This is a genomic window from Oceanospirillum sanctuarii (genome assembly GCF_002150805.1).
Lineage (GTDB): Bacteria > Pseudomonadota > Gammaproteobacteria > Pseudomonadales > Halomonadaceae > Oceanospirillum > Oceanospirillum sanctuarii.
This window is the reverse complement of record NZ_MTBA01000014.1, coordinates 77,729-97,200: the sequence shown is the minus strand read 5'-3', so window position 1 is coordinate 97,200 and position 19,472 is coordinate 77,729. Positions and strand designations below refer to the sequence as shown.

The window sequence follows — 19,472 nt, the reverse complement described above, 5'->3', positions numbered from 1 at the left end:
TTATGCACTCATCTAACGGCTACGATCCCCCAAACCCAACGGATCTCAGCCACCCGCGAATGGCATTAAGCTGAGTGGGATTCTGAATCCCGACGGATTGGCAGTTTTGCTGATCAGTAAACCAGATATCAAAGGCTTGCCGATTTGCCAGTTGCTTGGCTTTGTTCACCACGGGAGCCAGCGGGATTCCCGCCAGATGCCAGATACCTAACGGCTGATCCGGTGTGATCACCACTTCCTGTTCTGCGATCAGGCCATCGGCCACTACGGGCATCATCCCAACACTCAGCTGATCAAAACGCACTGTCTTGTGCATGGCTTCAGCATCCGGCCACTGGCAGCGATTCTGCCAGAAGGGCGCGTCCTGCCAGCGTTCTTCCAGCTGATAAAAGTCCCGTCCGATGCGGGCAAAGCGATAAAACAGCCCTTCGACCCTGTCCCGATAAAAGCGCGCCGCAAGTTCAGCATCTGCAGGCTGACGAATCAGGGTATTGATCACCGCAGGTGCCTGCAGCGCCGATGACAGCGCCTGAAAGATACCGTTACCGGATAGCGGATCAACCGCCATGGCGGCATCACCCACACGAATCCAGTTACGGCCGATACACTCTTCCACCAGCACAGGCGTACTGATACGGCCATGGGGCACGCCTACTGGCTTGGCATTCTGTGTAAACGCCTCAGCCTCAGAAATCGCGAGAAAGCGCTGCTGGCAATACTCCGCCAGTTGTTGCTTGGCGGGAAGCTCCGCTGCAGAGACATCAAGGGTCAGTTGCAGATACCGGCGACCATCTTCCAGCATCGCCATCCACGCCCAGCCATCCGGCAGGCTGATCGCCATGGAGCGGCGTTCGCTAACGGATTCAGCCCCACTACCACTCTGCCAATACTGCAGCAAAGACAGGGTTTGCGGCCCCCGACTTCGGGCAAAGTCCGCCTGAGGCGCTGCCCGACCGCGAGCCTCAACCACAAAGTCTGCTGAAAGGGTGTCACCGTTATCCTGCATCACCTGCACAGAAGCGGTAGATTCATCGTTCAGTGCAACCAGCCCCTGAACCTGACGCACCCGCTGGCGAATTACATGCACACCTGCCGCTTCCAGATCCTGAAGAATCCCCGCATCCAGCTTTTTGCGTTCGATCAGGGATTCGGTATTGGCGCTGTTCGTCTCACCATTCCAGTGAGCCGAACGGGCTGAAGGTTGTGGCAGACAGGTCAGAGCCTCATGAAACCCTGCATGACGCAGCCCCTGAATCACCCGATCCGAAATTCCTTCCACCGCATCAAAGGGTCGGGCTTCGGTTACCAGCGTCACGTCGTAACCCAGCGCCTTCATGCCTAACGCCACCGCACCGCCAGCAGGACCACCACCCAGAATCAGAATCTGCGTCATAGCTACAACCCTTGCTCTGTTTTGCGCTCCGGCCCCAGATAAGCCGCGCTTTCTCTCAGCAGCTCCCGCACCTGAGAAGGACGCAGACGGGATATCGTCTCCGGCCGGTTCACCATCAACTGGCCGATATGCCCGGTCATCCATGCGGTGCCCATACTGGCACCGGACTGCTGACCATCAAGACTTTTCACATGGCCGCCAAAATCCCCTTGGGCAGTTTCCAGATAAGACCACTCGTGGCTTTCGCAACGGGCATCCCCCGTCATACGGAAAACACCGGGATACGCCGCCGGATAGACCGCCGCGCCCTGAGCCGGATTAGCCGCCGTCAGCAACACGCCTGATCGCAGAGCCTTCAGCACAGAATCCGCCAGTTCCGGTTTGTCCTGACGTACACCAAGGCTCAGATTGATCAGATCCACCTCCTGCTCCACCAGCCAGTCGATGGCGGCAGACAGCTGCAAGGTGGTGGTGGAAAAGCTCTGCTGAAACACCTGAGCGCAATAGAAAGAAGCCATCGGCACCTGATGCCGGATCACCTCCAACACCCGGGAGCCATGACCTAACTGATCCGGTATTACCTCTTCCTGCCAGAGCGCCTGATCCCGAATCACAAAGGCTGCACTGTCGGTGACATGATTCCCCTGAGGGGCAAGAAATCCGCTATCGACGATACCGATTCGGATGCCTCGCTTAAGACCAGAAGGCTTGCGAAGATCAGAAGGCATTGAAGCTCTAGTCATCGTTGCTCGCCTCCGGTTCCTCAAGCTGATCCGACACCCGAATACGACCCTCTTTTAGGTGCAGATAAACATCCGCCTCCTGCAAGGTGCTGGCACGGTGACTGATCAGAATACGGGTACGATCGGCAAACAAGCGATCCACCTGCTGAATAATCTCCCGCTCTGTCTCCGCATCCACGGCGGAGGTCGCCTCATCCATCACCAGAATATCCGGCTGTTGCAGCAGAGCGCGTGCGATGGCAATACGTTGCTTCTGACCACCGGACAGCTGCTGGCCGCGCTCCCCAAGGGGTGTTGCCAGCCCTTCCGGCAGCTGGGCGATCAGTGCTCCCAGTTGCGCCTGAATCGCGGCGGCTTTTACCTGCTCATCAGAGGCTGACGGATTCGCATAGCGGATGTTATCTGTCAGGCTGCCACGAAAAAGCACGATATCCTGACTGACCACGGCGATGCGGCGCCTCAGTTCCGACAGGTCACAGTGTTTAAGGTCAACACCGTGATAAAAAATTGCGCCTTCACCCGGATCATAATGACGGTGCAGCAGATCGATCAGGGTGGATTTTCCGGAACCGGAAGCACCGACGATGGCGGCTTTCTGGCCGCTTGCAAGATTAAAGCTCACGCCATCAAGCACCTTATTCGGTCGCCCCTGATGGCTGAAACTGACATTATCAAAACGCAGCGCTCCCACATAAGCAGGCAGCTCTTCAGCGTTGTCATCCTTGGCAACGGATACTGGCTCTGAGCGCAGCTCCATCACTCGATCCAGACTCACCACCATACGCTGCAGGGAAACATACAGGCCCAAAAGACTCTGCACCGGGCCAATAGCCATGCCGAGATAGGTCGAGAACGCGATCAGCGCCCCCAGCTGCCAGTCGCCCTGAATCACCCAGTAGCCACCCAACAGAAAAACACCGGCACGGGAGATAGAAACCAGCGTGGTGGGAATCGCCTGGGTGAAAAACTCCACCACCTGAAGTTTCAGCAGCTGGTCCAGATAGCCTGAACTCAGCCCCTGCAGTTTGCGACCTTCTGCGCCCTCCTGCCCGACAGACTGGATAAACTTCATCGCAGGCAGGGTTTCCACCAGAAAAGCTGACAGATCTGCCGAGCGCTCCCGCAAACGTCGGGTATGATGCTCGACTTTACGCCGCATCCAGCGCAGCCAGAGAATCTCAAGGGGCACCAGTACCAGTGCGATCAGGGACAGCTCCCAGGACAACATCAGCATCATCACCAGCGCGCCCAAAAGCCCCAGAATGCCGGAGACAGAAGCAAAGAGCGCATCCACCGCAAAGCGTTGAATCTGGGCGACATCGCCATCCAGACGGGACATCAGATCACCGATGCGGCGGCGGGAATAAAACGCGGGAGACAGCTTCTGCAGATGACCGTACAGATCTTCCCGCAGAGCAAACAGAACCTGTCCGGACAGACGGGTATGACAATAACGATTAAAACCGGACAGCAAGGTGTTGAAAATACCCACCAACATCATAGCGCCTGCTATCTGCAGCAGCACGCCGTAATCTTTGGCCAGAAGGCCGTTGTCGATCAGGAGTTTGGTCAACCAGGGTTGCAGCAGCACCATTGCCGTGGCCAGCAGGGACAGCCCCAGCAAACCCGTAATCGCCTTTCTCTGAGGACGAATAAAGCTGAACAACCAGCGCAAACTGGTTTCATGGTTGCGCTGAGCACCAGACGACAGCATGGGGCCTTCGTCAGCGACAGAACCGGATGTATCAATAATTCGGGTTATCCAACGGATCATTCAGTATTCCTGATCAGAGACCAATCGGGCTGGGTCATTATTTCTTATCGTTGTGGTTACACTCACCACGAACCTACCACAAAAAGCAAAACGCCGGAGAAGCAAAAGCTTCTCCGGCATCAGGGTTGCGGCTTATTTCAGCACCGCCAAACGCAGGTCTGAGGTGGACATATCCCCCGGCATCTGCAGATAACCGATTCGTTTCAGGCCATCCGGCTCATGAATCGAAATGGTGTTACCGGCACCGCCTACGTAAATCTTCTGACCATCCTGAGTCATATTGATGTTGTAGTAGGTGTGATCCATACCGTGAACACCCAGAGTCTCACCGGTTTTCACGTTATGTTTGGACAGCTGGTTGAAAGAGCCAAACATCACATCCTTGTTGTTCGGGTCGGTCACCCAGTTAAAGACGATAAACTCAAACGGCACCGTCTCGATGGATTCCAGATCGCCATTTTTCAGGTCGATGCGCACATGACCCCAAAGGAAATCCGCCTTGGATTCATCACCCGGCTCACCGTTCCAGCGAATGGTGAAGTACGGCATGATGAACTCGCCAACGTGCTCACCCATGCTGTGCATCGCAAAAGCATCCGGTGGAACCCACTTGTCCGGTGCCCGCTCCCAGTTTTGCAGCGGTGTAATCAGACGGGTTTCACCGTTATCCGGGTTGATCGCTTTAATATCGCCACCACCCAGAATCACTTCGCCATTTTCCATCGCGGCGATCTTGGTGATACGACGATCCACCGGGAAGGTACGATCCGGCTTGGCATTCAAACCAGCATTGGTGTTATACACCGCAAGTCGTGGCGGCATGGTTTCAAAACGGTCGATATGTTTACGCACCGGGTTTTGAACCGTGTACAGCTCTTTACCATCTGCACTCACCGCCAGCGAGATAAAGGTCTTCACCTGAATATTGGCGTAGGACTGCTTCGCCGCGAAGGTGATCTCACAGTTGGTGATGTCGATGCCGTACACATCTTCCATCATGTTCGACAGCACGTAAGCGGTACGGCCATCCGGCGAGATCGCAATAGAACCGTTACCAAAAGTGCCCGGTACATCACAGCTGTGCAGCAGCTTGTCGGTTTCGGTATCGACCACATGCAGCTTATTCGGGCGGGTTACCGTCAGCATGTACTCATGGCCACCGGCCTTCATCTCTGTTTTACCTGCGCTGTCCATTCCAGGCATTCCGGCACAGCCGGTTAAAACCGCACCGGCACCCAGAACAGCGCCCAGTGCAGCGGTGCGTACCGCACCTGTCAGTCTTGAAAATACGGGTTTTATCATCTTGTTATTCTCCACAATCCACTTCGGTCATTCCCCGAGGGGATCGCTTATTCTTCCGGGAAAATGCTGTCCAGTTTGCGCCAGTCTTCGTCGGCCTTAACCACATCCTGCGACCAGTTCGGGTGCGAGCTCATGGTGTCCGGCACCTGAGCTGGCCACCAGCAGGCATCGGCACAACCGTACAGATCCGCTTCCATCGGCTGGCACAAGGAGCCCAGACCACCGAAGGGGTCAACTTCCCAGCCCGGATCGTTAACCGAGGTACAACCCACGATAGATTGCATCGCTACAACATCTTCCACCTGCTCCGGAGAAACAGTGCGGTCGAGCATTTTTGCTTTCTTGTTAAATGATTTGAGATGTTTCATCGGGAATTCCTTCTTGGAGATACATACGTATCAAAGAACGCTGGGTTCTCCAGCATGATGCGGGTGTAGACATCCACACCGAAATCCACCCAGTCACGCAACAGATCACAGTAGTGATAGGACGGGGTGCTCGCATCGCCGTATTTGGCATAACTTTCGTGATAACAACCGCCGGAACAGATATTGCGGATTCGGCAGGTCTCACAACCGGTATCTGTCCGGTCGAGACGCTGCTCCACAAAAGCGGATAACTGAGGTTTGTTGATACCGGCATCCACATCGCCAAAGGTTGGCAGTTCAGATCCGGTAAAGCGGTGACAAAGATTGATCCCACCTTTGGTGTCCACCGCTAACAGGGCGACACCGGCACCGCACGGCAGCTGCTTTTTGTTGCCTTCGTGCAGATCCGTCATCAGCTGGTGCATATTGCCGAAACCAAAGTTCTGATGATTGAGCGCCGCTTTCAGGTATTCACGTCCCAGACGCTTCATACCTTCAAACACGGTTTTCATCTCATCAGCATTCAGGTTAAAGGCGCTGATATCACCGGAGGTCACAGGGCCAAAGCCCACCTCGGCAAAGCCCAGATCATGGTGCAGGTGGTCGAAGATCGCTTCCACATCGGTAATGCCATGGGTCAGGGTGACCCGACAGCCCACCGGACGGGAATCGTAGCGGGCCAGCAACTGCCCCACCTTCTTCTTCACCACATCATAGGTTCCCTGTCCGCCCACGGTGATGCGGTTTTTATCGTGCATCGCCTTAGGGCCATCCATGGAGATGGTCAGACCGAATTTATGGTCGTTAAACCACTCCACCAGATCATCCGTCAGCAGGGTGGCGTTGGTGGTCATGGTGAAACTCACCTCGGCTTCCAGCTCCGCAAAGCGGGCTTCGCAATAGGCCACCACCTCGCGGATCAGGGGCATATTGGTCAGCGGCTCACCACCAAAAAAGACCACGTTGTACTGACGCTGATCCGGGGATTCTTCCAGCAGCATCTCAACCGATTTGATCGCCGTTTCCACCGACATCTTGTCGCCCTTGGACGGCGTGGTCAGATCTTCCTTGTAGCAGTAGGTGCAGCTCAGGTTACAACCGGTATTGGTGTTCAATACGATGGTTGTCAGCGGGAACTGTTTCACCTGCTGCGGCTCATGGTTGATCTGAACAACACCACCATCGGAAAGCACTTTCAGCGCCTTCAGTTCTTCGATGGTTTCCATGACATCATCAGCGGCGTAGCGACCCCGAAAGCGATCACGGATCATGCCTGCAGTGACATTCTCCTGATCCGCGAACAGCTCGATCAGCTCGCGGCTAAGGCCTTCAAGTTCAAACAGGCTGCTTGTGGGAATGTGAAACAGCATTTTGCGCGTTTCCACATCCACCAGATGCAGATTGGGTTTAACCAGGGATAAGGAACCCATGTTGACCTCACTTATTGTTATCCCACCTCCGGCCAGTTGCCGGAGGTGCTTCTGTTCTGAGGTGTATCACTGCCCGGATCGGATTAGTCGATCAGAGCCTGAACAAATTTCTGTACCGTCACCAGCAGGTGGGTCTGGGCAGAGACGGTCTGCTGACCATCCTGAACGGTGCCTACCACCGCCAAATTACCTACGTTGTTGGTGGACATTTTGCGATCCGGATTCGGACCGGCATCACCCGGGGTGAAGATGCCGCGGCTGTCGATGGTGCCGGCGTACCTGATGTCGTCATCATGTTCGGCAATCTCATCGAATGGCTTCAGAGACCAGGTCGCAGGCATGTAGCCCAGACGCAGATCATCTGCTGTTCCCGGCTTACCATCCTGACCTGCGGCGTAACCTACCGCGCGATACCAGGACTTCTGCTTAGGAATCAGACCTCCACCGCCGCCAACACGGGCGATCGATTCAACCGGAGTGATCTCAACACGGGCCAGCTGGTCATAAACCGCCAACGCAGCTTTGGAGGAAGTTTTACCCACCTGCACATTGCGGCTGCCAACAGCAGCGGAACGACTCGCTTCCACCAGCACGGTCAGATGATTGTTATCGCGGGATTCAACACGGATCACTTTCACACCGGAACCCAGAGCCACACTGCCCTTAAGTTGGTTGCCGGAGATGGTGATCAGCTTGCGTTCACCCTGCTTGATATAGGAAGGAGAGATTTTGGTGATGGCATTGGCTTTAACCGCTGTTACCGGGCCACCCATCACATCCGCGTCGCGCTCAAACATACGACCGGTAAGGGTTTTGCCATCGGCAGAGGCTGCCAGTACCTGACGCATCTTCACACCATCAACGGTGACTGAAGCACGCCATTCGTAGCCGGTGTAGACCACGGCTTTACCACTACCGGACAGCTTGGAGCCATCTTCGTACTGGCCGTTCAGGGTCAGCTCGTAGTGATCTTTATCGGTTTGGGTGACAACCACATCAGCATTGAAGTTGCCCTTCTGAGGCAGGAAGCCGGACATCGCCCAACTGCCGTTTAACGGCTGCTTGGTCGCCGCCTGCCACTGGCTCCACTGTTGAGTATTCAGCGCATAATCCTGACCCAGCTTAGGAGCCACCTGATTCAGCGCGATACCAAACCAGTCACGGTCACGGGCACCAGCGTGCAGTTCAGCCGTTGGCTGCTGTCCCATGTGGAAATGTACCAGCCACTTCCACTCCTCTTCGGTACGACGCTGCAGGGCGATACGGGCACCGGAGTGACAACGGACACAGGTTTCCTGAATCAGGGGATCGAAGGATTCCAGCACGTTCGGCTCTTTCTCCAGCACGTAGCGCAGCCCCTCAGTTTCAGCCGGAGCCAAACCCTGATTGTCCGCCAGATACTTCACCAGAGCGCGCTTCTCATCCGCCGGAATCACAGCACCACGAAGCTTCTGCATACGGCTGATAGTCATCATCCAACCTTCCGGGGTTTTCCTCTGCTCGCTGATTCGTGAGAACGGCTTGTCCGCGTCACCGGAATCGATGTGACAGGCGGTACAGCGCTCACGAATAATGGATGCGCCGTCGGCGTCCTGAGCCTGTGCCGGTGACAGACTCATCAGAGTCAAAGCACCGGCGCCCAGAAGCGCACGGGTTATCTTATTCTTCTTCAAGGGCAACACTCCTACTTATTATTATCTACTCAAGCTCATCGTTTTTTTGGCCCTTCTGAGTGATGCTGCACAAGCGCCACTCAGAAGGGCAAAAGACTGAAAGCAAAACAGCCGAGTCGAATTCTCTGCTTTAGGTAAGTTACTCCCCGGGTGTAAACAGAGTTTTCATCAAATGTAGGAAGTTGTAGCCAGATGTAACAGATAACAAATATTTTAAATAAATATTTATAACCGCATGATTTGAAAGGATAAAACCTAAGCAAGCGCTAAACCTGCCTATTTGGTGTCCCTTAGGGATGTTTGCTAGACTCAGGCTCAAAAGAAGAATAACGAAGCTACTAAAATGACAATAAAGCCCCAAAACTGCTCGGCGACAAAACCCCAGAGCCAATACCATATTCTGGTGGTTGAAGATGATCAGGCCTCCCGCTCACTGCTGGTCAGCTACTTCCGCAACGAAGGCTATCAGGTCAGCGAAACGGAACAGGCCGACGACCTGACCGACCGCGTCATCGAGCAGAAGATCGATCTGGTACTGCTGGATATCAATCTGCCCGGTAAAGACGGTCTGACTCTCACCCGCGAACTACGCGCCACCTCCCGTGTTGGCATTATTCTGGTATCCAGCAAAGCTGATGATATCGACCGTATTGTCGGCCTTGAGATGGGTGCCGATGACTACGTCGCCAAGCCCTTTAACGCCCGGGAACTTATCGTGCGGGTGAAAAACCTTCTCTGGCGGTTGAAAGCTCCGGAACAGGATACCAACACCCCGAAAGAGCGGATTCTGATTCAGTTTGAAGGCTGGGTGATGGATGGCAACAAGCGCCAGCTGCAAAGCCCGGAAGGCAATAAAGAGCGTCTGCCGGAAGGGGAGTACCGACTGCTGCACGCCCTGCTGAAGCACCCCGGACAGGTACTCTCCCGGGATCAGCTGATCGATACCGTACACGGCCGTGAATGGACACCCAACGACAGATCCGTGGATGTGATGATCGGCCGTTTGCGGCGCAAGCTGGGGGATAATCCCTCAGATCCTCACTTTATTCTGACAGCCCACGGCGCAGGTTATATGTTTGCCGGAAAGATGGGCTAATTCTTGAAGGGCATTCAGCTGGTCAGCACCCTGCATCAGGGGCAGAGCTTTACCGTCAGCCGGGGGATTCGCCATCAGGATCAGCAACCGGTCATTGTGAAACGTATCGCTTCCGGTCTTTCCGACAGCGAACGACAGGAAGCGGAACAGCTGCTGATTCATGAGCAGGATATTCTGCGGGATCTGGCTCTTGAAGGCATCACCCGCCCGCTGGGTTTCTATCGGGATGAGCAGCATTCAGCAGGCACTGGTTCTACTTCTGGCTCGCAAAGTAACAGCTCTTCATCCCCCGATACGTTTGGTCTTTTTGCCGATCACGGCGGTTTATCTTTGCGGGCGCTGCAACAGAACCGCAAGCTGGAATGGCATCAGTGGTTGCCCATCGCCATCCAGATCACAGAAGCATTAGGCCGTCTGCATCAGCAGCAGATAATCCATAAGCAGATCAGCCCGGACAATATTCTGCTGAATCCCATGCTGAACCGGATTGAGCTGATCGACTTTACCCGCGCCAGCCGCCTGCAGCGGGAACAGATCAGCTGGCAGCACAGCCGCATCAAACCCGCCATGCTGCCCTATATCGCACCGGAACAAACCGGTCGTATCAACCGCAGCATCGACTACCGCACCGACTTCTACAGCCTTGGGGTTACTCTGTATGAACTCTTTACCGGTCGTCAGCCGTTTCAGGGCAAGCTTTCCGCGCAGGACCCGCTGGAACTGATCCACCGCCATATCGCCAAGCAACCGCCGTCACCACTGGAGATCAATCCCCGCCTGCCGGAGGCGCTGTCACAGATCGTACTCAAGCTAGTGGCGAAAGATGCTGACCAGCGTTACCAGTCCAGCCACGGCATCAGCTTCGACCTGAAAACCTGTCTGCAGCAGTGGCAGGAGAAGCAGCAGGTTGAGAACTTTATGCTGGCCAGCCACGACCTGCCGGAGCGCTTTGTGCTGCCCCAGAAGCTTTATGGCCGCCATGAGTTTATCCGCCAGCTGAACGAGCGTTACGATGAAACCGCCTCAGGTCAGGGCGGTATTGTGCTGATCTCGGGCTATGCAGGTGTCGGCAAATCCAGTCTGGTGCATGAGATTCGTCAGACGGTGAACGAGCAGAAAGGCCATTTTATCAGCGGTAAGTTTGGTCAGTTCGGCCATAACCGCCCCTATGCCGCCATCGTACAGGCGCTGCAGAGTTTTATTCGCCAGCTGCTGACAGAGCCTAAATCAAGAGTTAACCACTCCCGCTCTCTGATCATCGAAGCTCTGGGACACAGCGCACAGGTACTGATCCATCTGATTCCGGAACTGGAACTGATTATCGGGCCACAACCGGAAGCGCCAAGGCTGGCTCCGGCTGAGGAGAAAAACCGCTTCTCCCGCATGTTTATGCGCTTGCTGCGCGCCTTTGCCAGCGAAGAGAGCCCCCTGGTGATGTTTCTGGATGATCTGCACTGGGCAGACCCCTCCTCTATTGAACTGCTGGAAGCTCTGACCAAGGCGCAATACGGCAGCGAAACCGGCAAGGATTCCGGTCTGAATCATCTGCTACTGATCGGCAGTTATCGGGATGAAGAGCTGGCCGCAAACCAGCCACTGCAGTTGCTGCTGGATAAGCTGAGGCTTGCTAATAAAAGCCGCTCAGGGCTATCTGATAAACAGCGCTCAGGGCTGTCCGGTCCCTCCCATGTTAAACGGCACCTAACAGAGCTGCATCTGGAGCCACTGAATCTGGCGCAGATTAAAGCCTTTCTGTCCGACACCCTCAGCTATCCGGTGGAGCGCTGTCATGAGCTGGCGACCATCTGCCTGCTGAAAACTCAGGGTAATCCTTTCTTCCTGAGTCAGTTTCTCACCACCCTGCAGGATGAAGGTCTGATCCACTCCGATCAGAACGGCTGGCACTGGGACAAGGCCGCACTTAAAGCCCAGGAGATGTCCGATGATGTCGTCGGGCTGATGGTGAATAAGATTCAGCAGCTTGATCCCGCTACCCAGAAAATTCTGCGACTGGCCTCCTGCATCGGTAACCCCTTCAGCCTGAGAACCCTTGCCATTGTGAATCGGGCAACACCCGGTGATACCGCAACAGATCTCTGGCCTGCGTTAGCTGAGCGCCTGATCATTCCCCTGAATGATAACTACCGCATCAGCAGTGATATCAACGCCGAGGGGATTCAGTACCGCTTTGTACACGACCGGGTTCAGCAGGCGGCCTACAGTCTGATTCAGGATCAGGAAAGGGGAAAGCTGCACTTAGAAGTGGGTGAACTCCTGCAGCAGGGTTTATCGGAACAGGAGCAATACCGCCGCTTATTTGAGATCACCAACCATCTCAATATGGCGCACGAACATCTCTCCCCCGAGCGCCAGCTTGAGCTGGTGGAGATGAATCTTCGTGCTGGTGAACAATCCCGCAGTGCTGCCGCCTTCGGCTCCGCTGCTGAGTATTTCCGACAGGGGCTGTCGCTGTTGGATCAGCTGGCCGCTGGTCATACCCAAACAGCAGATAAAAGCCAATCGCTCAGGCTCACTCTCAGTAACTACGCCGCAGAAGCCGCTTATATCCTGTCGGACTTTATCACCATGCAGCAGCATATCCGCGAGGTGCTGGAATCCGATGTGCCTCTGCTGGATAAGGTGCGAGCCTACGAGTTACAGATTCAGGCACATATCTCCCTGAACCAGTTTGATCAGGCGCTGGATACCGCTTATGAGGTGCTGGCTTTGCTGGGGGTCGAACTGCCCCGCAACCCGGATCGTAAAAAGCTTTGGCTGGCGGATCTGCAATCCCAGCTGCAACTGCGTAAGCAGCCTTTAACCAGCATTCCGGAACTTGCAGAGCTGGAAGACGCCAATATTCAGGCGGCGCTACCGATTATGGCGAGTATGTTCGGGGCGATTAAGTTCTCAAGCTCCGGCCTGCGCCCTATTGTCATGGCGCGTCAGGTACAGCTGACCCTGAGCTACGGCCTCAGTAACGCCTCCGCTCAGGCGCTTGCTGGCTACGGCGGCGTGCTCTGCGGTCAGTACAACCGTATTCAGCAGGGTTACGAGCTGGGTAAGGTTGCCCTTGAGATCGACAAGAAGCGCTCATCACGGCTGACACATCACAAAACACTCTCCCTGTTTGATACCTACGTGCGCCACTGGAAAGAGCCTTTGAGCAACACCCTGCCCTCGCTGGAACTGGGTTATCAGAGCGGTCTTGAGTGCGGTGATGTGGAGTGGAGCACCTACTGCATCGCCAGCTTTATTCAGTATCAGCTACCACTGGCGGAGAATCTGGATGAGATTCATCCCAAACTGGATCGCTACCTGCAGCAGATCATCGCTAACGGCCAGAAGCAGTCGGAATATTACTCCCGCTACGCTCTGCAGACACTGGACAACCTGAGAGGTGCCAGCCGCAACCCTACCGAGCTGAACGGTCGTTACAATCAGGAAACCGCCATGCTGGAGTTGCACACCCGCAACCACCACAGAACAGCGGTCTGTCTGCACCACTTCTACAAAGCCCTGCTCTGCTATCTGTTCGGTCAGCTTGAGGAAGCGGAGTATCACTGCAAAGCCTGCGAAGAGGATATCGCCTCGATCAGCGCCACCTACACCTCTTCCTGGCTCTACTTTATTGCCGCCCTGACTCATCTGGCACTGGTGCCCAGCTCCGGTGTTCTGGTGCAGCAAAGACGTTTCAGTCGGGTTCTGGGCTATCTGAAAAAGGTCAGTTTCTGGGCGAAACACTGCCCGGAAAACCACAAGCATCGCCAGCTGCTGATCAAGGCGGAACTGGCGCGGGTGCAAAAGCGTTATAAACGAGCGATGGATCTGTATGAGCAAGCGATTGTTGCCGCAGAAAGTGCCGGTGTGCCTTTGGACAAAGCCCTCAGTTACGAGCTGGCGGCACGCCTCTACAAAAGCTGGCAGAAGCCGGTCATTGCCGAAACCTATCTGCATCACGCCCTGAAGCTGTATCAGCGTTTGGGCGCGCAGGCCAAGGCGGATCACCTGAGCCGTCAGCACCAACTGGCAAGCCCGGAGCGCTTGTCTGAAGTACCGGTGCAGCCGGTTAAGCCGGTCACCGGTGATCGTCAGAACCAGATTCTGGATATCTCCTCCGTGATTCAGGCCTCCCACGCCATCGCCGATGAGATCGAACTCACCAGTCTGCTGGGTCGGCTGATCTCCCTGGCGATGGAGAATGCCGGTGGCCAGCGGGCGATTCTGGCGCTGCGCCATGAGGATGAACTCTTTATCGAAGCAGAAGCGGATCTTCACGAAACGCCCCGCTTTTTCTCCGGCCTGCGTCTTGAAGAGGAACAGAGCAAGCTGCCGGTGAATATCGTGCATTACGTCTACCGCACCAAGGAGACGGTGGTACTCAGCAACGCGCTGGAACATGAGATGTTTATGTACGATCCCTATCTGAGGGAAAACCAACCCCGTTCTCTGCTCTGTATGCCGATTCTTTACCACGGTAATCTGACCGCCATTCTCTATCTGGAGAACCGGGAAAGCACCGATGTCTTCACCAAAGAGAATCTGGAAACCCTGCGCATTCTGGCGGCACAATCAGCGATCTCCATCGAAAACGCCAAGCTCTACCAGAGCCTGAAAGAATCCGAACAGGAGTTCCGTTCCCTGTTTGAAAACGCCGTTGAAGGGATCTTCCGCACAACAGCACGGGGGGAGTTTTTATCGGTAAACCCAGCCTTCTGTGCCCTGTTGGGCTTCAGTTGTCCGGCGGATTTTCTGGCAGAACGCAGCAATGTACGGGATGACTGCTTTCAGGAAACGGATCAGCTGAAGCACTTTACTGCCCTGTTGCAGCGGGATAACCGGATTCACAGTATGGAAGCGGTCTGGCTGAAGCGGGATCTGACAGAGGTAGATGTTGCCATCTCCGCACGGCGGGTCACCAATGAGGATGGCGAGATTCTCTACTACGAGGGATCGGTCACCGATATCAGCGAGCGCAAACACAGAGAGCAGGCGGAACAGGCGCGACTGGAAGCCACCCTCGCCCGCCAGAAAGCCGAAGCTGCCAGCGAAGCCAAATCTCAGTTTATGGCCACCATGAGCCACGAGATCCGCACACCCATGAACGGTATTCTGGGGATGGCTCAGCTGCTGATGCGGGGAGAACTGACCGCAGATCAGCAGGCACAACTGCAAACCATCTACACCTCGGGACAATCCCTGCTGGCGATTCTGAATGATGTACTCGACTTCACTAAAGCGGAAGCCGGACAGCTGGCTCTTGATCCGCACCCGTTCCGGTTGCAACAGGCGCTGAATGAAGTGAGCGCCGTTATTCGCCCTATGGCGGATGAGAAAGGTCTGAACTTTGATCTGCAGCCTGATCCGGCAAGCCAACGGCTTATGGCATCCGGCCAAGGGCTGATGGGCGATAAACGTGCCCTTTGTCAGATTCTGCTCAACCTATGCACCAATGCGATCAAGTTTACCGAGCGCGGCGGCGTGACTCTGCGGGTGCTTGCCCCGGATGCGTTATCCAGCCTGCGCTTTGAGATTCAGGATACCGGCATCGGTATTGCACCGGATTTTCACGGCAGAATCTTCCAGCATTTCAGTCAGGCGGATAACAGTGTCACCCGTCGCTATGGCGGCACAGGACTGGGTCTCTCGATCTGTAAACAGCTGACGGAGCTGCAGGGCGGCAGCATCGGCTTTGAGAGTGAGCCGCTGAAAGGCTCAACCTTCTGGGTGGAACTTAGCTATCCGCGTGTGGAATCTGAGGTTTCTGCTCTATCTGCCAAGCGGTCGACTCAACAGAACCGACCACCTAAGTTAGCGCCCCTTAGCATCCTGCTGGTGGAAGATACCGAGATCAATCAGCGGGTCGCTGCTGGTCTGCTGCAAAGCGATGGTCACCGTGTTGATGTGGCCTATGATGGCTTTACCGCCCTCTCCCTGCACCACGACCATGATTACGATCTGGTGCTGATGGATATTCACCTGCCGGATATGGATGGTGTTGAGACATCACGGCGCATGCGCCAGCATCCGAATCCAGCAAAAGCTGCCGTGCCGATTGTTGCCCTGACCGCAGCGCTGACCTCTTCGGAACAGCAGCGTTATCAGCAAGGGGATATCGATGGCGTACTGGCTAAACCCCTGCAATATGATCAGCTGGTTCGCCTGCTGGAGAGCCGTTTCGGACTGGAAGGCGGTGCTGCCGATCCGGTGGATCAAGCTATGCCTCATCAACCAGTCTCTGATCAACCGGCTGCAGATCAGGCAGAATCAGACCTACTCGCCCCTGAGGTGATCGAGCAGCATATCAGTATGCTCGGCAGCAACCAGTTCCGGGAACTGGTTGCAGGCTTTCACGAACAGTACGCACGGTTGTTTGCGGAACTGACCGCAAGCCTTAATGCTGGCGACAACGCCACCGCCGCAGGCCTCTGCCATCGGCTGGCAGGTTCCTGCGCTAACTTCGGCTTAAAACGCCTGCAGGTAGAATTTAAGGTCTTGGAACAGCGGATTCAGGAAGAGAGTTCTGACTGGCGGCCAGAGATCGACCTGTTAAGGGAGCTGTATCAGCGGAGTTCGGAGCAGTTGCAGGCTTGCACCAAGAATACTTACTGATAAGTTAGATGCTATCTAGTGAGCCTTTCGCTATTTCCACCTACTTATAGGCCTCAATAAGCATTAGTCTATTCGCAGGATCAAACATACAAGGAGTAACAGTCAATGCCAGACCTAGGTGCTATTTCAGCAGGAATAACTTCAATTAAAGTCGCTATAGATTTAGCGAAAGAGCTCAAAGGTGCTACTTCGGCAATAAAGGATGCTGAAATAAAACTCAAAATCGCTGAATTGCTAGAAGCTATGTCAGAGGTAAAAATTCAGTTAGTCGAAGCTCAGGACGAAAATCTTGAATTAAAGCAAAAAATCAAGGAGCTTCAATCTGCCCTGGCAAGACAAGATGAGGTCGTCTTTAGAGATGGGTATTATTACCTTGCTGAACCTCAAGATGGTAAAGCTGAAGGCCCATTTTGCTCCAATTGTTACTCTTCAAATAACCATCTCTCGTTATTAACTGAAGTCACAGGCAGATTCCGAAAATTTGGAAAATATACCTGCCCTGCTTGCGAACAAAGATTTGGCCAGTAAAGAAAGAAAAAAGGCCATCTCAGTGAGATGGCCAATGTGGCAAAACAAGAAGCCAGGGATTAAACCAGCATCTGCTGACCCACAGCAGATGCCGGAATTCTTTCCAAGTAAAACCTTACTTGTTGATATTGATCGTTTGCGGCTGGGTGTACTCCAGCAGACCCGCCTGTCCAAACTCCACGCCGAAACCAGACATTTTGCAGCCACCGAACGGCGCATGCGGTAGTACCTCTGCGTGACCATTCACCCAAGCCGTTCCACACTCCAGTTTCTGAGCGATCTGCTGCGCTTTAGCAACATCCGTTGACCAGACAGAACCACCCAGACCCACAGAGCTGCTGTTAGCCATCTCTACCGCCTGATCCACATCGCTGTAGCGAATCACCGGCAGTACCGGGCCGAACTGCTCTTCATCGACAATACGCATGCCATTGGTCACGTCTGCAATAATCGTTGGCGGGAAGAAGTATCCGACACCTTCGGTTTTAGCACCACCACACAACACTTTCGCGCCGTTCTGCTTGGCATCTTCCACCAGCTCAACAACCTTGTTCAGCTGCATCACATTCTGAACCGGGCCGAAGGTTGTGCCTTCATGCAGGCCGTTACCCACGGACTGAGCTTCACAGATCGTGGTAAGTGCCTGACACACTTCATCGTACTGACTGTCGTGAACGTAGAGACGTTTCAGCGCCGCACAGGTCTGTCCCATATTCAGGAAAGCGGTCTGGAAGATACCTTCAGCAATAGCAGCAATATTGGAATCCGGCAGGATAATACCCGCATCGTTACCGCCCAGTTCCAGCGTCAAACGCTTCAGATTAGAGGCGGCACTGCGCATAATTTTCTGACCGGTTGGGGTCGAACCGGTAAAGATAATCTTGTTGATGCCCTGATGCTCACTCATAGCACCACCGATCTCACCACCACCCAGCACCACGTTCACAACGCCCGCTGGCAGCACTTCATTCATCAGTTCGATCAGTTTCAGGGTGTTCAGTGGCGTCAGCTCAGATGGCTTACATACCACGGTGTTACCGGCACGCAGGGCAGGCGCGATATGCCAGATAGCGATCATCAGCGGCCAGTTCCACGGGGTGATGGAACCGACAACGCCCAGCGGCTTGTGTTGTACTTCAATACGTTTGGTATCGGTGTCTTCAATCACCTCTACCGGAATATCCAGCTCTGCGGCATAACGGGTCCAGGCGACTGCGCCACCTACTTCTGCCTGCGCCAGAAACATCGGCTTGCCCTGCTCCTTAACAACGATCTCTGCCAGCTCTGCGGCATTGGCTTCGATCTTGTCAGCAATCTGGTGCAGCATCGCTTTGCGATCGTCATCTGTGGAGTACTGCCAGCTTTTGAATGCTTCCTGCGCAGCGCTTACGGCATCATTCAGCTGAGCTTCACTTGCTGCATGGCAGCTTGCTACCACTTCTTCGGTAGCTGGGTTCAGTACATCAAAAGCAGCCGCTTGCCCGGTTACTTTTTCGCCTTTGATCAACATATCTAGATTGGTTGTCATTTTTATTATCCTTGTTTGAACAGCGCCCATCTGTCGCAGGCATTTTTCGATTCCAAACTAGGCTATACCGATCATGTAAATCAGATTTCAGGTAAATGTGCGGACTTGTGCAGAGACGTAAATGAGATGTAACAGGATGGGCTGACAGTGATTTATGACGCGGCAGAAAGCTAAACGCCAGCTTACTGTTGAAAACAGAAGCTGGCGTTATAAGAGGGAACAATCAGAAATTAACGACTCACCGCCTGCTGAATAAAGCGGGCGATCCACTGCCCTGCCTGGGCGTCATCCAGTGCATCTGCCGCAAGGCCGTTAAGGGCCGGTTGCAGTTCTTCATCCGGGAAAACCACGCCCAGATCTGCCCGCAGAAGATCGTCCTCATACTGGCGATGAAACTCAGGGTGTCCCTGAAATGTCAGGATATGCTCACCCCAGACAAGACCTGCATTGGCGCAACGGGGGGCGCTGGCAAACACCCGACAATCCTTGGGAATATCCAGCACCTGATCCTGATGGATGGCGTTAATGGCGAACGCTGTAACCGACTCGCTGTTACCATCACCGGTAAAACAGGGTAACTGCTCGCTGACCTGATACTGCTTAATGCCCAGATTCCAACCGCCATCAAACTTTTCTACCCGTCCCCCAAGGGCTTCAGCGATGATCTGATGGCCAAAGCAGATACCCACTAACGGGCGTTTCTCTTCATGCAGGGTGCGGATCAGAACCTTTAGCGGCCCCATCCACGGCAGATCATCATAAACCCCATGTACTGAGCCTGTGATCAGCCAGGCATCGCATTCGTCGGTGCTGACGGGAAACTCGCCATCAATCACCGAGTAGCGACGGTAGGCAAAAGCGACATCGGTAGCATTCAGCAGGCGCTCGAACAGGTCGGCGAAAGTGCCGTGCTGCTGCAGCAGTGCTTGTGGGCCGGTGTCGGTAATTAAGATCCCCAGTTTGATCATGGAGGGTGTTTCCTTCTGCCTGTTACTCAATGTCGGTATCTGAACAACCACATTCTC

At 54.5% G+C, this 19,472-nt stretch carries 12 protein-coding genes; 3 read left to right on the top strand and 9 right to left on the bottom strand.

The genetic code is table 11. The annotated features are described in order from the left end of the window. Positions 1–19: 19 nt before the first annotated feature. From qhpG to peaA, 7 genes are all read right to left on the bottom strand, one after another. Positions 20–1,393 (bottom strand): flavin-dependent monooxygenase QhpG, encoded by a 1,374-nt coding sequence (gene qhpG, locus BV405_RS17135; RefSeq protein WP_086482108.1) that lies wholly within the window; start codon positions 1,391–1,393, stop codon positions 20–22. Between the two features lie 2 nt (positions 1,394–1,395). Beyond that, positions 1,396–2,136 carry a subtilisin-like serine protease QhpE gene (gene qhpE, locus BV405_RS17130; RefSeq protein ID WP_245832372.1) on the bottom strand — a complete coding sequence of 247 codons (741 nt, stop codon included), beginning with the start codon at positions 2,134–2,136 and terminating at the stop codon, positions 1,396–1,398. Further along, entirely contained in the window at positions 2,129–3,910 is a 1,782-nt protein-coding gene (locus tag BV405_RS17125) for an ABC transporter ATP-binding protein (protein WP_086482106.1), read from the bottom strand. The genes qhpE and BV405_RS17125 overlap by 8 nt, the downstream gene beginning before the upstream one ends. Positions 3,911–4,042: 132 nt before the next feature. Next, positions 4,043–5,212 (bottom strand): quinohemoprotein amine dehydrogenase subunit beta, encoded by a 1,170-nt coding sequence (gene peaD, locus BV405_RS17120; RefSeq protein ID WP_086482138.1) that lies wholly within the window; start codon positions 5,210–5,212, stop codon positions 4,043–4,045. A 47-nt stretch (positions 5,213–5,259) separates the two neighbouring features. Then, a complete protein-coding gene (gene qhpC / locus BV405_RS17115; protein WP_086482105.1) occupies positions 5,260–5,580 on the bottom strand; it encodes a quinohemoprotein amine dehydrogenase subunit gamma in 321 nt (106 codons plus the stop codon). Continuing rightward, positions 5,577–7,010, bottom strand: coding sequence for a quinohemoprotein amine dehydrogenase maturation protein (peaB, locus tag BV405_RS17110; protein ID WP_086482104.1), 1,434 nt, complete (start codon positions 7,008–7,010; stop codon positions 5,577–5,579). Before peaB ends, qhpC begins: the two co-directional genes overlap by 4 nt. Before the next feature lie 83 nt (positions 7,011–7,093). Further along, entirely contained in the window at positions 7,094–8,692 is a 1,599-nt protein-coding gene (gene peaA, locus BV405_RS17105; RefSeq protein ID WP_245832370.1) for a quinohemoprotein amine dehydrogenase subunit alpha, read from the bottom strand. A gap of 334 nt (positions 8,693–9,026) precedes the next feature. On the opposite strand from peaA, the gene torR reads away from it, so the two are divergent. From torR to BV405_RS17090, 3 genes are all read left to right on the top strand, one after another. Beyond that, positions 9,027–9,779: a two-component system response regulator TorR gene (torR, locus tag BV405_RS17100; protein WP_086482103.1), complete on the top strand. Its 753-nt coding sequence runs from the start codon at positions 9,027–9,029 to the stop codon at positions 9,777–9,779. Positions 9,780–9,782: 3 nt separating this feature from the next. Further along, on the top strand, positions 9,783–16,391 hold the full coding sequence (locus BV405_RS17095; RefSeq protein ID WP_086482102.1) for an AAA family ATPase: 6,609 nt from the start codon (positions 9,783–9,785) through the stop codon (positions 16,389–16,391). Positions 16,392–16,496: 105 nt separating this feature from the next. Further along, positions 16,497–16,919 carry a hypothetical protein gene (locus BV405_RS17090; protein ID WP_086482101.1) on the top strand — a complete coding sequence of 141 codons (423 nt, stop codon included), beginning with the start codon at positions 16,497–16,499 and terminating at the stop codon, positions 16,917–16,919. Between the two features lie 115 nt (positions 16,920–17,034). Here the strand turns inward: BV405_RS17090 and BV405_RS17085 are convergent, their stop codons facing one another. Together BV405_RS17085 and BV405_RS17080 are read right to left on the bottom strand one after the other, a co-directional pair. Further along, complete coding sequence (locus BV405_RS17085; RefSeq protein ID WP_245832369.1) at positions 17,035–18,447, bottom strand: aldehyde dehydrogenase family protein; 1,413 nt, start codon at positions 18,445–18,447, stop codon at positions 17,035–17,037. A gap of 230 nt (positions 18,448–18,677) precedes the next feature. Next, a complete protein-coding gene (locus tag BV405_RS17080) occupies positions 18,678–19,415 on the bottom strand; it encodes a type 1 glutamine amidotransferase (protein WP_217895696.1) in 738 nt (245 codons plus the stop codon). Positions 19,416–19,472: the final 57 nt, after the last annotated feature.